At 62.8% G+C, this 14,831-nt stretch carries 12 protein-coding genes; 8 read left to right on the top strand and 4 right to left on the bottom strand.

Annotated features, from left to right (window positions below; translation table 11 throughout):
* The first annotated feature begins 108 nt into the window (after window positions 1-108).
* From LVJ94_09495 to LVJ94_09520, 6 genes are all read left to right on the top strand, one after another.
* Window positions 109-1,416, top strand: a complete 1,308-nt coding sequence (locus LVJ94_09495) for an MHS family MFS transporter (GenBank protein ID WXB07467.1) — start codon at window positions 109-111, stop codon at window positions 1,414-1,416.
* Entirely contained in the window at window positions 1,409-2,746 is a 1,338-nt protein-coding gene (locus LVJ94_09500) for a hypothetical protein (protein ID WXB07468.1), read from the top strand. The genes LVJ94_09495 and LVJ94_09500 overlap by 8 nt, the downstream gene beginning before the upstream one ends.
* Window positions 2,747-2,881: 135 nt before the next feature.
* On the top strand, window positions 2,882-4,081 hold the full coding sequence (locus LVJ94_09505; protein ID WXB07469.1) for a 2-hydroxychromene-2-carboxylate isomerase: 1,200 nt from the start codon (window positions 2,882-2,884) through the stop codon (window positions 4,079-4,081).
* A gap of 88 nt (window positions 4,082-4,169) precedes the next feature.
* Window positions 4,170-5,000, top strand: coding sequence for an alpha/beta hydrolase (locus LVJ94_09510; GenBank protein WXB07470.1), 831 nt, complete (start codon window positions 4,170-4,172; stop codon window positions 4,998-5,000).
* 173 nt (window positions 5,001-5,173) lie between these two features.
* Window positions 5,174-5,848 (top strand): aspartate/glutamate racemase family protein, encoded by a 675-nt coding sequence (locus LVJ94_09515; protein ID WXB07471.1) that lies wholly within the window; start codon window positions 5,174-5,176, stop codon window positions 5,846-5,848.
* Window positions 5,849-5,878: 30 nt separating this feature from the next.
* Window positions 5,879-6,397, top strand: coding sequence for a GNAT family N-acetyltransferase (locus tag LVJ94_09520; protein WXB07472.1), 519 nt, complete (start codon window positions 5,879-5,881; stop codon window positions 6,395-6,397).
* Here the strand turns inward: LVJ94_09520 and LVJ94_09525 are convergent.
* Both LVJ94_09525 and LVJ94_09530 read right to left on the bottom strand, forming a co-directional pair.
* Window positions 6,330-7,310 carry a hypothetical protein gene (locus LVJ94_09525; protein ID WXB07473.1) on the bottom strand — a complete coding sequence of 327 codons (981 nt, stop codon included), beginning with the start codon at window positions 7,308-7,310 and terminating at the stop codon, window positions 6,330-6,332. The genes LVJ94_09520 and LVJ94_09525 overlap by 68 nt on opposite strands.
* 114 nt (window positions 7,311-7,424) lie before the next feature.
* Window positions 7,425-7,916, bottom strand: a complete 492-nt coding sequence (locus LVJ94_09530; GenBank protein WXB07474.1) for a hypothetical protein — start codon at window positions 7,914-7,916, stop codon at window positions 7,425-7,427.
* 174 nt (window positions 7,917-8,090) lie between these two features.
* Here LVJ94_09530 and LVJ94_09535 point away from each other — a divergent pair, with 174 nt between their 5' ends.
* A complete protein-coding gene (locus LVJ94_09535) occupies window positions 8,091-8,345 on the top strand; it encodes a hypothetical protein (GenBank protein WXB07475.1) in 255 nt (84 codons plus the stop codon).
* A gap of 28 nt (window positions 8,346-8,373) precedes the next feature.
* Here LVJ94_09535 and LVJ94_09540 read toward each other — a convergent pair whose 3' ends face one another.
* On the bottom strand, window positions 8,374-9,591 hold the full coding sequence (locus tag LVJ94_09540) for a serine/threonine protein kinase (protein WXB07476.1): 1,218 nt from the start codon (window positions 9,589-9,591) through the stop codon (window positions 8,374-8,376).
* Window positions 9,592-9,829: 238 nt separating this feature from the next.
* On the opposite strand from LVJ94_09540, the gene LVJ94_09545 reads away from it, so the two are divergent.
* A complete protein-coding gene (locus tag LVJ94_09545) occupies window positions 9,830-13,807 on the top strand; it encodes a hypothetical protein (GenBank protein WXB07477.1) in 3,978 nt (1,325 codons plus the stop codon).
* Here the strand turns inward: LVJ94_09545 and LVJ94_09550 are convergent.
* Window positions 13,804-14,805, bottom strand: a complete 1,002-nt coding sequence (locus tag LVJ94_09550; GenBank protein WXB07478.1) for an AraC family transcriptional regulator — start codon at window positions 14,803-14,805, stop codon at window positions 13,804-13,806. The two genes, LVJ94_09545 and LVJ94_09550, sit on opposite strands and share 4 nt — an antisense overlap.
* Window positions 14,806-14,831 lie beyond the last annotated feature (26 nt).

Here is a 14,831-nt window from a genome sequence, read left to right on the forward strand (position 1 = left end):
CGAACGATAACGGAACAGGCATGACCGTTGCGCTTCGGCCGCGCCATGCTCCAGCACGAAACGGTTCCCGTTGTTCACCCCGAACCCGTTGCGCGACCGGTCGATGATGTGAAAGTAGACCTGCGCCAAGTCATCGGCGCGTCGTCCCTCGGCACGTTGTTCGAATGGTACGACTTCTACCTTTACGGCAGCCTCGCGGCCTTTTTCAGCGGGCTCTTTTTCCCAACCGGGAACCCAACTGCGGCGCTTCTCGCGAGCCTCGCGACCTTCGGCGCCGGCTTCGCGGTGCGCCCTTTCGGTGCCATCGTCTTCGGGCGGCTCGGAGACTTGGTCGGACGCAAATACACCTTCCTCGTGACGATTCTCATCATGGGACTTTCGACGGCCCTCATCGGCTTCTTGCCGACGTACGAGACCGTGGGGATCCTCTCGCCGATTTTGCTGGTGACCCTGCGACTGGCGCAAGGCTTGGCGCTGGGCGGTGAATACGGCGGCGCGGCCACGTACGTCGCCGAACACGCCCCGGAAGGCCGACGCGGTTATTACACGAGCTTCATTCAGACCACGGCCACCTTGGGCTTCTTCGTATCGCTGGCGGTCATTCTCACCACGCGGCTTTCGCTGGGTGACGCCACCTTCAAGTCGTGGGGCTGGCGCGTTCCGTTTTTGCTCTCCTTCGTGCTGCTGGCCGTCTCCGTGTACATCCGGCTTCGCCTGCACGAGTCTCCGCTCTTTTTGAAATTGAAGTCGAGCGGCAAGGTTTCCAAGAATCCGCTGAAGGAGAGCTTTGCCAACAAAGAGAACCTGCGGTACGTGCTCATTGCCCTTTTCGGGGCCACCGCGGGCCAGGGCGTCGTTTGGTACACCGGTCAGTTTTATGCGCTGTTCTTTTTGCAGAATACGCTCAAGGTGCACTTCGCGACGTCGTACATCCTCGTGGCCATCTCGCTGGCCGTAGGCACGCCGTTCTTCGTCGTGTTCGGGCGCCTTTCCGACAAGATCGGGCGCAAGCCGATCATGCTCGCGGGCTGCCTTTTGGGCGCGCTCACCTACGTGCCCATCTACATGGGCATGAAGTACTTCGCGGCCGATCCGGCGAATCCCAATTACGTGGGGCTGGCCATCCTGCTCATCATTCAGGTCCTGTACGTGACCATGGTCTATGGTCCCATTGCCGCGTTTCTGGTGGAGCTGTTTCCCACGCGTATTCGATATACGTCGATGTCGCTTCCGTACCACGTGGGCAATGGCATCTTCGGCGGCTTCGTTCCGCTGATTGCCACATGGCTCACGACGTCCACGGGGAACATCTATGCCGGGCTCGCGTATCCGTGCGGCGTGGCGCTGCTCACGGCCATCGTGGGCGGCATTTACATCGACAAGTCGGGTCGACTCGAGGGGGCCTCCGATGCGTGAGCAAGCCATCCTCCTTTCCGTTGCCACCCTCCTGACCGTGTCGGTGCCGGCCTATGCCCAGGCGCCTTCGCCCTCACCGGAGCCCGCGCCGGCACCCGCCGCCGAACCCGAGCCTGCACCCGCCGAAGCGTATCCAACGCCGGCACCGCCCCCGCCGGAGCCTCCCAAGGAGGCGCCGAAAGAGGAAAAGCAGCTTCTCCGTTTCTACGCGTGGGTCAAACCCACGGTCACCGTGTCCTCGGCCGCGGTCGAATCGTTCTCGCAGCCCAATGCCTCGGCGATCAGCGCGGCGGGCAATCCCGCGCTGGCCTCGGTGCCGGACGATGCGCGTGCCACCTTTCAAGTGGCGCAATCCCGCTTTGGCGTTTGGGTCAATGAAAAGGAGCCTGTGCGCGGGCAGCTCGAATTCGACTTGGTCGACTTCACCAAAGCATCACCCACCGTCGCGTCGGTTCCGCGCATCCGCATTGCCAAGGGCGAGTGGGCTCCCTCGAACGAGGTGCTCCTCGTCGCCGGCCAGGATTGGGATCTTCACGCCCCCATCGCGCCCCACGGTTACAATCTGGTGGGCGCGGCCTACCTCGCCGGCAACACCGGTTTCATGCGCCAACAGCTGAAGGTGCTCTACACCCTGCCCAACCTGGAGCTCGGCGCGGCCATCGGCCTGCAGGGAAACAACAATACGAACCGCGATGCCTCCATCGAGCTTTCGCGCATGCCGACCTTTGCCGTGCGCGCGGCGTACTTGGCCGGCGACGTCGGGCGCGTCGGTGTGAGCGGCATCGTCAGCCAATTGCGGTTTGGACCGGGGACCAATAATGACCATTACGTCACCGCGGGGGGCGGTGCGCTCTATTTCGATTTGACGCCGGTCAAACCATTCAACGTGCGCGCGGAAGGGTACGTCGGTCGAAACCTGGCCAATCTCAGCCTTCTCGCCCTTGGTCAGCGTGTCGGCGAGGACGACATCGACGAAATCGGCGGCTTCCTCTCGGCGAAGTACAAAGTGAGTGACAGCCACGCGATATACGCGCACGGCGGCACGGCGCAGACCTTGAAGCCCTCGAAAGTGTCTCCGTCGTACTCCTACCCGGCGGCGGCGGCAGGTGCGACGCCGGGTCCCGCGGCGCTGAGCGGCACGGGGCCCGGGCTCAAATACAATATTACCGTGCGGGTGGGGTACGAGATCCGCATATCCAAGTTCGCCGCGGTGTACCTCGAGGGCTCGTATTACCGGTCCAAGTTTGCGCTGGTCGCGGCCGACGATGGACGGTTCGATTCCCTGCGGCAAGCGTTCGTCGGTGACCTCGGCATGATGTTTACCCTCTGAGGGGACGCCGGGGCGGGCCTCAACGGCAAGACCATGTGCAGCGCGAGCGCCGCACATGGTCTTCGCGCGTGCGAAGCCAGGGGGCGACCGCATCTACTGGTGGAGTTCTGCCGATAGGGTTTACTCTTCCATGACGTGACCACGACCCTCGACTTTTGGTTCGACTACTCCTGCCCCTACGCCTACCTCGGCTCGACCCAGGTCGAGGCGCTCGCAGAGCGGATGGGCGCGCAGCTGACCTTGCAGCCGATGCTTCTCGGCGGTGTCTTCAAGGCGGCTGGCACCTCGCAGAATCTGATGAACCAGCTTTCGCCGGCGAAGGCGCGGCACAATGCCATCGACATGCAGCGGTGGGCGGCCCGCTTTTCCGCGCCGCTGCACATGCCTCCGGATCATCCGATGCGCACGGTGGAGGCGCTGCGTGCCACCTTGGCCACGGGCGTGGATCCGGCGGTGATGCACGGCTTCTTCCGTGCATATTGGATTCAAGGTTGGCCGATATCGCACCCGGACACGTTGCAGCACGTTCTCACGGCGGCCGGCCACGATGCCGCCGCGGTGCTCGCGCGCATCCAGGAGCAGGGCATCAAGGACGAACTTCGCGCTCGCACGGACCGCGCGATCGCGCTCGGCATTTTCGGTGCGCCTTCGTACGTGGTCGACGGCGAGCGCATGTACTGGGGGCAAGACCGCATGCACTTCGTGGAGGGCGCGAAGTGGGCGCCCGCCGATGAAAGGACGAAGACGATGGCTCATACGCTCGATCTGTATTGGGATTTCTCCTCGCCGTTTGCGTACCTCGGTTCGACACAGGCCGACGCACTCGCCGCGCGCACGGGGGCGACCTTGCGATGGCAGCCGATGCTGCTCGGCGGACTGTTCCGATCGATCGGGCAGGCGGATGCGCCCCTCAGCACCTGGGGCGAGGCCAAACAGCGCTACACCTTTCAAGATATGTCGCGTTGGGCCGAATATTGGGGTGTGCCGTTCAAGTTTCCCACGCGCTTTCCCATGTCCACGGTCAAGGCGATGCGCGTCTACCTCGCGCTGCCCGAGGAACGCCGGGCGGCCTTTCGTGAAAAGACCTTCCGCGCGTATTGGGCGGAGGATCGCGACATTGCAAACGACCATGTTCTTCGCGAGCTCATTGGCGAGGGGGCGGACGACGTGCTCGCGCGCACGCAGGCGCCGGAGATCAAACAGGAGCTCATTGCCGCGACCCAACGGGCGGTCGATGCGGGCGTCTTTGGTGCGCCGACGTGGGTCGTCGACGGGAAAGATCTCTATTGGGGCCAGGATCGCCTTGCGCTGGTCGAGCATGCTTTGCGCCGGTGAGGGGACAGCGGCCTCGGCGTCGTAGTGGGTTTTCACATTCGTAGGGCGTGGCGCGAAACGAGATGGTCCATGGCGCGTAGTGCGGGACATGGACAAGATCTCGGCGTCGCGCCGCGGATTCATTGGGGCCGGTTTGGGGTTCGGGCTTGCCGCCACGGTGACGACCGCGTCGTTCGTTGCCGCGGCATCGAATCCGTCCCCGCGCACCTACGTGCTCGCGCATGGCTCCTTTTTGGGTGGCTGGGTGTGGGCACGCGTCGCCGAGCGGCTGCGGAAGCAAGGCCACCGCGTCTTTGCGCCGAGTTTCACTGGGATGGGCGACCGCGCGCACTTGCTTCAATCGAACATCACCATCGAGACGTTTGCGCAGGATCTCATCCAGACGATTGCATCGGAAGAATTGACGCAAGTCGTGTTGGTGGGCCACAGCTTCGCCGGTGTTCCGGTTTCGCTCGTCGCCGATCGGATCCCCGAGCGGCTCGCGCACGTGGTCATGCTGGACTCGGTGGTGGTGGAGTCGGGCAAAACGGGATTCTCCGCGTACCCGCCCGACTCGGTGGCGAGTCGGATGGCGGCTGCACGAAAGGAAACCCATGGCTTGGCGGTTCCCGCACCCACGACCCTAGCGTCCGGTGTATGGGGGCTCACCGAGGGCACACCCGATTACGATTGGGTCAAGCGGAGGGTGACCGCGCATCCGTTGGGCAGCTACACCACGCCAGTGTATCTACGGAATCCGATTGGAAATCATTTGCCGCGCACGTACATCCGTTGCACGAGCCCGACGAATCCCGTCATCGACCGCTCCGCGGCGTTGGTGAAGTCACTGTCCGGTTGGAAGTGGGCGGAAATCGCCAGTGCGCACCACCCGATGCTGACGCACCCGGAGGTGGTGACGGCGCTCTTGGCGGCCGTGTGATTCATTTCTCGGCCTGAGTGCCTCAAATGTTGCGCAGAATCGCGCCCAGATGTCGAAGATGTCGAGGATACGCCACGAGGTGGACTCCGCGAATGCCTCTTGCCGAAAAGGGCGATTTAGCTAGAAGAGCAACGACGGAGTCAATCTTGATTACGATAGGTATTCTTGGCGGCATGGGGCCAGGTTCGACGGCGCCGTTTCTGGATAGGGTCTATGCGGAGTGCCAGTCGCAATATGGCGCCAGTCGTGACGCGGATTATCCGCACATTCTCTTGTACTCGTTGCCCACTCCTTATGAGGATGGACGGGACATCGATCATGGCGCGATGCGCGCGGCCATCGCCGGAGGCGTCCGTCGCCTGGCGCTGGCGTGCGTGGACTTCGTGGCCGTTCCCTGCAGTACGGCGCATCGTTATTTCGACGAGATCCGCCCGCACGTGGGCATCCCCTTGATGGATATGGTGGCCGCCACCGTCGTGAAGGCTTGCGAAGGTGCTACGCGCGTTGGGGTGTTGGCGACACCCGAGACCTTGGCCTGGGGCGGCTATCGCGCGGGGTTGCTGAAGAACGGGGTCGAGCCGGTGGTGCTCGAAGCGGCGCAGCCCCTCGTGGATCACGTGCTCGCGCGTCTGACGGAAGGCGCACGGCCGGTGGATCTCGCCGACACGTGGCGAAGCATCGTGCGGCTTTATCGGGAGCGCGGCGTCGAGCGGCTCATCGTGGGTTGCACGGATCTCAGTGCGATGATCGGCTTGGGCGCCGAGGCCGAGTTCGTGGATGCTGCGCATATTCTTGCGCGCATCTCCGTGGCGGAATACGTGCGACGGAGGGAAACGTCGCGCGCGTGAGAAGGCGCATGGATGTGCCATACTCCGAACATGTCCGAATCGAATGGCGCCCCCAGTCTTCGCCTCGCGCGCCCCGACGATGAGCCGTTTCTTCTGACGATGCTCTTCTACGCCGCCCACGCCGACACCGAGCCTGGCGCGCACCCGGAGCAACTTTTGACGCAGCCGTCGCTAAGCCGCTACGTGGTTGGTTTCGGACGAGCGGGCGATCTCGGCGTGGTGGCCGAAGGCTCGGCCGGTCCGGTGGGGGCAGCTTGGCTGCGTCTGCTTGCGGGCGAGGAGCGCGGTTACGGCTGGATTGACGATGCGATTCCGGAGCTGGCCATCGCCACGGCGCCCGGCGTGGTCGGCCGCGGTCTCGGCACACGCATGCTGCGCGAGCTCATCGAGCACGCGCGCGGGCGCTATCCCGCGATGTCACTCAGCGTGCGCCAGGACAACCCTGCCCGGCGATTGTACCTGCGTCTCGGATTTTCGCCGGTCAAAGAGAGGACGAATCGCGTGGGCGGTATTTCGGATACGATGATTCTGCGTTTCGAAGGCTCTTAGTGCAGGCAGCGGAGGTTGGTGTGGTGGTCTCGGTCGTTGCGAGGCTAGGCCCCATGCAAGCATGCGTCGTGGTGACGCGGGTCCGACAATCGACTTGGTCGAAGTCGGTCGTGACGCATGTCGCGTCGGCGTCGTGGTGGTCACAAAGGTTCCAGTCTTTGTCATAGTACTCCTGACGGACGAACCCTCCGTAACCTCCGCTGCCGGTTGCTGGCACGAGGTAGTACCCGCCATTGATGGGATCCGACGTGGTGTTGCATTCGGGGTCCGCGCAGTTCACCTGTTGGTTCGCAATGTATGCCACATAGTGATACGTGGTCCCATTCACCGTGAGGTCCTTCAAGGTGTAATTGAGTCGTGACTGACTCCACCCCCAAGCGTCCACCGTGCCACAAGCGCCATCCACGCAGTGCGTTTGTTTTCCCGACCATACCCCGGGCGTCAACATGCCTCCCCAGGTAATACCTTTGTCCGCCTCGAAGGATTTGAAGATGCACTGCTTGGTTTTCACGTCGATGGCATCGTCTCGCCATTCCGACACATCGTTGGGACCAAACATGTAATACCAGGTGGTGAGCCACTTGGTCTCTTCACCGATGCAATCGTATTCGTCGAACATGTACGAGGTACCCGCTGCATGCGTGCCGACGCGGTAACGGGTACGCTTGGCGCAGCGGGTGCCGTCCTGATTGAGATAGCTCGTCAGGATGAACGTGCCGACGGGGGGGGACGGCCAATAATCCTTCATGTTCCTGGGCGTCGTGCAATCCTTGTTCGGATCTCCGTCGCATCCACCTACGAAGGTGATGGGCGACGATACGCTGTTTACGTGCTCGTCCGTGTCGGTATGGGTACAGGCCGTGAGATGAAATACGGCCGCAATGGCCATCATGATTCCATGGCGAGAGGTCATGCACGCAGTTAGCTCGTTTTGCCAACGGGCGCATGGCCAATCGTCATGGAATGCAGTCTCGTGTGCTTGAGAATCGTTGAAAAACGTGCGCAACCTTTTGTCAGTCGGGTCGAATCATGGCTCCTGGCTGAAGGCGAAGGCGTCGTCTTTCGTGGCGGTGAGTGGCGTGCCGAAGAGCGTGGCGGAGCCTTCGATTCGGCCGCCGGCGTAGAGGCGTCCATTCATGGAGGAGAGGCGGAATTCCGTGTAGATATACAGCAATTGGCCGGTGGCGATGGTTCGCTCACGCTGCAGTGTGCCGCCTTCGTCGAAGACGAGCCATTTTTGGCTGCTGTCTGGGTTGGTCGAGCTGGGGGCTTCGTGTTGGAGCACGACGACTTGGTGCTTGCCGTGAAGGTATCCCACCGAATTGCCGCGAAGCGCCTTCGACCAGCGGTGGTTCCCCGCTGCATCGTATGAGGCGAAATACGCCGGGCCCAATGCGCGGAGTGCGCCGACACTGCCGTCGCCCGCGATGCGTGCGAGTACGCCATCGGTGGTGCCCGCGGAGGCCGTTATCGACTTATCTCCGAGTTGCAAGGTTCCAGTGAAACGACCGACGAACACGCGATGCCTATGCAATTTCGAGCCTTTGCATCTTCGCGCGCACGCCTGCCCATGGCACGAGGTGCCAATTTCGCGCGACGGGGAAGGGGAACCGCGCACCCTCGTAAACCGCGCCCGCGTCACTTTCTGTGCTGCTCGTACCGAAGTACGCCACCGGAGTATACTTCGTGGGCGATGCCCCAAGCCGCCGATATGGCTATCGTCGAACGTCTCGAGCAGTGTCTTTCGACGCTCGAGCAAATGCCGGATATGCCTCGCTACGATATCGCGTGGTTGCGCCTTCGATGTCGGGATACACTGCAATATCACCATGAGCTGCAACGTGCGTCGCTGCGTCAGCTTCAACGTGACGTGTCGAAGTTCGTGGAGGCGTTTCCCAATGTGCTCCCAGCTAGTCTGGTAGAAGAGGTCGCTCAAACGATGCCCTGAGGTGTTGGCGTCCGACCCGCGGCGCGTTTCAGGAGGCGTCGCGGAGGCCCGAGTCTAGGAGTTGGGACGCTGCTTTTGGCGTGATGGGGGCGGTGGTCGAGCGGAAGGCGTACAAGAAGACGAGCATCGCCAGGAAAACCAGCATCACGGGGACGGCGATGATGACGGGGAGGCGCTCGTAGAATGGCTTCTTGGCGGCGGCAGGCGCCCGCGTGCGCGGCGGAGTGGAAGGCGGCACCACCGTGAACGGCGTCGCGCCCCGCGTGGGTGGTGACCAGACGCGGGTCTCGATTTCCATCGAGGCGCGGTCGTTCTCGAGCAGAGACTCGGAAACGCGCGGCGCCGGTGTTACTTCCAGCGTGTCGTCCACCCCCATGGCAAACGGCGTGAGCAATCGTAGAAGCTCCGAGGCGTCGCCAATCCGCTTCGAGAGGTCTCGTGCGAGACATCGCATCACGATGATTTGCAGCGCATCGGGCACCTCGGGGCGAATCGTCCCGAGGGGAGGAATCTCACGATGCATGATGGCGTGGACCACCCCCGCGAGCGACTTGCAATCGAAGGGATGCGCCCCGGCCAGCATCTCGTGCAAAATGATCCCGAGCGACCAAATGTCCGCGCGGCAGTCGACCTTCCTCGAATCCGCCAATTGCTCCGGCGACATGTACGAAGGAGAGCCGAGCATCGTTCGCGTCATCGTCAGCTCGCCCGTCGCGGGATCGGTCCCTTTCGACTCCCACCCACCCGCCTTCGAGATTCCGAAGTCGAGCACCTTCACCACCCGTTTGCCGTTGCTCCTGCGATGCAAATACAGATTCGCCGGTTTCAAGTCGCGATGGATGATGCCGTGCCGATGCGCCTCGGTGACGCCCTCCAGCGCCTGGCATAGAATGTCCACCGCTTCCGCGATGCCCATCCTTACACCTTGCCCGAGCTCCTCGCGCAAATCGCGCCCCTCGAGCAACTCGAGAATCATGTAGGGCATGCCCTCGGGCGTCCGCCCGGCGGCGAACACTCGGGCCACGTGCTCGCCCTCGACGCGTGCGGCCGCGCGCCCCTCGCGAACGAAACGCGCCGCCGCCGCGGGCGAGCGCGCGATTTCCGGCAGGAGCACCTTGATGGCCACCCACCGCTCCAGATCGGTGTCGACCGCGGCATAAACCGCGCCCATGCCGCCCATGCCGACCAATCTCTCGACGCGATATTTTCCGAGGAAAAGCTCGCCTATCGTCAGAATGCCATCCACGTTCGTCCTTGTCTGTACGTAGCGAGGACGCATGTCAGTCGCGCAAGTTGCAGCGGGCGCGATCTTTCTTTCGAACAATGGAAAATAACGTCGTTGCTGTGACGCCTCCGCTCCGTCGATTGGCCCTGTGGGACAAACAAACTGGCTTCGGCGCGCCTCACGATCGCCGTCGGCTCCCGCCCATAGTCGATATCGCACCGCGAAATGCACGTGCGAGTGCACGCGGGAAGGAGACGCAATGGCCGATGCATTCACGGGCCCCAAGAGTGGCCTGGTGGCAACCCTGACGCTCAGCGGTCTCGTCATTCTCGTTCCGGCGTGCGCATCGGGCCTCGACACGACGCGCGTCCACGGGCCGAGGGCGAGCGTCGGCGAAGAGATGTATGGCGTGATTTGCGACAGATTTGGCGCGCAAGCCCTACGGGAAGACCTTTCCGGCGGCTCGTTTCGCGCCCTCTGCCATCGAGCCGTCGATGGCCAGTTCGACGACAAAGTCGATGTCGCCAAGCTCCCCGCGATGGACTCGGCGGTGAACGCGAGCGGACAACCCGTGAGTCTGGACGAGCAGCGCCGCCATCGCGACAAGATGGTCGGCCGCGTCGAGGCGCTCGCCCGCCGTCGTTCCGAAGTCATTCGCGCCTTCGACGCCATCTTTCCCGAGACCCCACGTCCAACCAAGGACATCGATCATCCGGATCCCGCGAAGTCGTGCAATCCTCCCGAGAAGGCTGCGCAGCAATCCTTTGCGGCGCAAGTCGGCGACATGCTCGGGCGCATTGGCGCGCTCTACAACGATGGCACCATTCCCCAATCCACCGGATCGTTGGCCACGGTCATCGACAGCTTTCAACACTCCGAGGAAGCGCAGGGGGCGTGGTCGCATATTTCGTCGCGCCTTGGATATCGCCCCGTCGAAACGGGCCTTGGTGCCCTACGCCCGATTCTCGCGTATCCCGAATTGCGCGATCTCTCCAATGCGACACTTCGCCTTCTCTCGGCGGACTCCAATCCCTATCAACTCGATCCGCAGCGCGACGAAGACGGTCAGCGAATCCCCGTTCCCGGTCCGGCCAATACTTCCTTCGACAAGCTGCTCGAGGCCGCGCATGCGGAGCTCCTCGCCACCAAGGCCGATCCCCGGGCGCCGGCGCTCGCCTCGGCGCGCGATCCTCAGACGGGGCGCATCGTTCTCTCGCGACCGCGCGACAACCTCGAGATCTTGCAAGAGGCGCTTTTCGGCACCGATCCGGCCATTGCCGCCCCGATACCGAAATACATCGTGCGGCGCAACGGACGCGGCTATGCATCGATCTCGCCTGCAGCGATGGGCGGCTTCGTCGACGCGGATGGCGATGGCATCCCCGACGTCGACGCTCGCGGCCGTTTCATCACCCGCGATGGTGCGTTGCCGCCGGCGCCCTTTCCCTCGGTTCCGGGGACGAAGGATTCGGCCGCGCGGGATGCGGCGGGGCGTGCGCTCGCTGGCCATGAGCCATTTTACGATTACCTCGATACGAATAGTACCTTCGCCGCGCGCCTGATGCAGGATCTGAAGCCGCTCGTGAATCCCGACCCCGCCGCGAACCACGAGACGCTGATGGATCTCCTCGGGGGCCTTCACGTCACCGTTGGCCCGCGCGAGCGAAAGAGCAAAACCTATCCATCCGGTGCCGTTTCCTACGACGGAATTGGCCGCGATTCCCCCATGTTGGATCTCGTATTTGCCTTGGGAACCATTCTCGGAGATCGCCATGCGGACACCACGCTCGGCTTGGTGAAAGAGCTGTTTACCACCAAGCAACCCGATATCGCGCGCGCGGTCGGCGAATTGCTTCGCGTGCTGGATACCGCGAAGAAGCACGATGAAGCGAAAATTCCGCGCGAGACCACCTTTTGGGACGACATTCTCGACCTGCTGGCCCAGGTTGCCCAAGAGCCGGGGTTTCTCGAGGATCTCCTTTACGCATTTGGAGACGACATCGTCGCCTCGAACCTCGGTGCGATGTACTCCAAATTTGGAACATTTCGCGACGAGCTCTCGTACGATGAACACGATATCAACGGCACGACCTGGAACCTGACCACGAACAGCAAAGACGTTCCGCGATCCCCCGTCGATCGCCGCCAGCCCGAGACCGGAAAGAACCGGAGCGACTTGATGCGCTTTCTGCGGATCATGAGCGATACCTCCGGCGTGACCGTGTGCAACAAGGAGGGCGCGCGACTTTATGCCAAGGTGCGCATTGCAGGACAGGAGATCGATGTCACCCTGCCGCTCTCGGTGCCGCCGGGAAGTGCGTCGTACCGTGAGTGTGAGCTCATCAAGGTCGACAACCTAGGCGTCTTTTATCTCCAATCGGTGGTGAACGGGCAGGCCGTCGCGGACCGTCTCCCGGATCCTGCGACGGGGCGTCCCGATGCGGTCAAGCCCGGAGTCCTCTATGTCCGCGATCGCATGCTGCGCGATGGGCTCATTCAAATCCCCATTTACGGTCCGCTCGGTGCTGCGCGCGTGGATATGTTCGAGCTCTCCACGGGCATCAAGGGCTTCTGGACCGAACCGGAATCGAGGGTGCTGGCGCCGAAGCCGAAATTCCTGAATCGATTGGCGTTCTTCGATTTCGAAGGCGATGATGTAAATGCGCAAACCCGCAAGCACATCGACGGCTTGATCGGCCCCGTCACCGGCACGAAGGCGTGCCAGGAGCGGGTCATCGAGGATCCTCTGCCCAACGAAATCGATGCCGCGCCCGACAAGAAGATCCGCGGCCTGCGCACCTGCGCCGAGGGGCAATGGTTGCAGCAGCGCGACGCAAATACCATTTTCCTATGGGAGCACTTTGGCCTCTACGACACCATGAGCGTGATCTTGAGGCCCTTCGTGAAGCATCGGAAGGAGCAGCTGTTCCTCGATCTTGCGAGCAAGATTTACAAATATTACCCCGATGCATCGGCCACGGCGGAGGAATGCCTCATGGCGGTCGGGCAGAATTGCACCCGGCAAGGCCTCGATTCGTACGAGGCATTGGTTGTCGAGATTCTCGCGACGGATCTCGTGCCGGCGCTCTCACGATTGGCCAAGGGCGTTCGCTCGGTGAAGGTCCAGCGTTGCGAAGCCTATGATGCGAAGGGCGTTTGCACGAGCTCTCGGGAACTCTCCGGCATCGATGCGGCCGCCGAGATGATTCGCGCCATGCTCGATCCGGAATATTCGAAAAAGGTCCTGCAGCTCAAAGACCGACACGGCAACACCGGTACGAAAAAGAACGACGGCTCCCCGGTTGCTCAGGTGACGCCGGCCTACCTATTGACCAATGCCATGGATGCATTCGACCGCGCCTACGATGCGCACGAGAAAGCGCACCCCGACGATGCCGCGCGCCGTACCAACTTCCGCCGCGCACGCTCGCAGCTCGCGGACCAATTCTTGTCCGTCAAGGATGGCGCTTTCGAGAATCCCATCCTCGCCAAATTGACCCCCAAGCTCATCGACCTTCTTCGCTCGCAGCTCGGCGCCCGGTGTCCGAAGTCTTTTGCACCGCCATTCGAGAAGTGCACCTGGGCGCAAGAGGAGCTGGCCAAGAAGGTCGAGGAAACCTTGGGCGGGCCGCTCTTTTCGTCCGGTCTCGAGATCATGGATGTCATTCGCAAGGATCCCGAGGCGCGGAAGCAAATAGAGCTTTTGCTGCAGTATCTCCTCGACGGCCGGTCGGACAACGATGCATTTGCCAGCACCCTTGCATCCGCCGCCGATCTCCTGCAGCTCCTCGGCGACGAGGAGCACCTCGTGCCGCTGTACCACGTGCTGGCATCCGCCGTGGAAAAGTCGGCCAAGGATGCGCGCGGGCGCATCGTTCAAAAGAGCTTTCTCGACGCGCAGACGGCACTTCTTTCGCGCGTGAGTGGCAAATACGTCGACCGCGACGGGCGGGAGATCTGCAGCAAGGAGATGGACCCGAACCAGGTCGTCTCCGGCGCGCTGAGGAATGCGGTGACGCCGATTCGGGATGCGAACTTCGAAGGACAATCGCCCATCGAGGTGCTCATCGACGTGGTGGCCGACGTAAACCGCGTCGACCCCACGCAGCCTTACGATGGCCTCCTCCAGAAAACGGATTACACCAACGTCAGTGCGGAGGTCGTCGACTTCCTCGTGAACAAGGAGAGGGGACTGGAGCAGTTCTACGAAGCGATTCGCCGCGGAACGTCCAACTAATGCGCCTGCTCTCGGGTGCGCGAATGCCGCACCCCGCTCGGCGTGCAGCCCGTCCAGCGTTTGAAGGCGCGGGTGAAGTTCGCGGGGTTGTCGAAGCCCACGCGCGCCGAGATGGTTTGCACGTCGAGATCGGAGGCTTCGAGCAAATGGCGCGCGTCGCGTTGGCGGGCTTCGTCGAGGAGCGTCTGGTAGCTGGTTCGCTGCGCGCCCAGCTTGCGGCGGAGGGTGCGCGGCGACATGCCCAGCCGCGCGCAGAGCGTGCGCACGTCTTGATACCCGCCGAGCGATAGATGCAATTCGGCGCGCACGCGTGCCACCAGATCGCCGTCTTCTTCTTCGCGGACGCTGGCGAATTCGCGTTCGACCTGCGTGAGGGCCTGCCGGTGGGCCGCTTCGTCGGCCAGCAGCGGGCGGCGTTCCAGATACGCCTTGGGAAAACGCACCAGGTTGGCCGGCTGTGAAAAGCGCACGGGCGGAAGGCGGTCGCGGTAGCGCGCGTAGTACACCGGCTCGGGCCAATCGAACCAAAGCTCGCCTTCGGCGCGGGGCTCGCCGATGAGTGTACTGTGCAAGTGCGAGAGCCCGATGACCACGCACTCGATGAAGAAGCTGCGAAGGACCGGGATGCGTTCGCGCTCGCGCAACTCCACGGCGGCCCAATCGTCATCCTGGAGGAAATGAAGTTGGAATTGCCGTAGGCGGGCGCGGAAGTATTTCACGCCGAGGTCCACCGCCTCGCGCATGTTGGCGCCGGTCATGGCGGCGTAGCCGAGGAATCCGTGTGCGGATGGGCGCAGGCGCAATCCGTATTCGTAGCCGAGTCCCTCGTCGCCGCTGAGTTGAAGGGCGTTTGCCGCCAGCCGCACCCACTCCAGGGTGGTCAGCCGAGCCTCGGCCTGGCTCAAGAGGGCGGGATGAATCCCCGTATCGCGCAGTGCGGCGTCCCGGGTGATGCCTCGTTCCTCGAGAATTTCGAGGAGGAGGAGGGGGTACGACACGGGGATCGTGGGGAGGTGCAAATCTT

The organism is Sorangiineae bacterium MSr11367 (assembly GCA_037157805.1).
Taxonomy (GTDB): Bacteria; Myxococcota_A; Polyangia; order Polyangiales; family Polyangiaceae; genus Pendulispora; species Pendulispora rubella.

Coding starts and splice junctions, on each gene's coding strand:
- LVJ94_09500 (WXB07468.1), top strand. CDS start 1,409: ATGCGTGAGCAAGCCATCCTCCTTTCCGTTGCCACCCTCCTGACCGTG.
- LVJ94_09510 (WXB07470.1), top strand. CDS start 4,170: ATGGACAAGATCTCGGCGTCGCGCCGCGGATTCATTGGGGCCGGTTTG.
- LVJ94_09515 (WXB07471.1), top strand. CDS start 5,174: ATGGGGCCAGGTTCGACGGCGCCGTTTCTGGATAGGGTCTATGCGGAG.
- LVJ94_09520 (WXB07472.1), top strand. CDS start 5,879: ATGTCCGAATCGAATGGCGCCCCCAGTCTTCGCCTCGCGCGCCCCGAC.
- LVJ94_09525 (WXB07473.1), bottom strand. CDS start 7,310: ATGACCTCTCGCCATGGAATCATGATGGCCATTGCGGCCGTATTTCAT.
- LVJ94_09535 (WXB07475.1), top strand. CDS start 8,091: ATGCCCCAAGCCGCCGATATGGCTATCGTCGAACGTCTCGAGCAGTGT.
- LVJ94_09545 (WXB07477.1), top strand. CDS start 9,830: ATGGCCGATGCATTCACGGGCCCCAAGAGTGGCCTGGTGGCAACCCTG.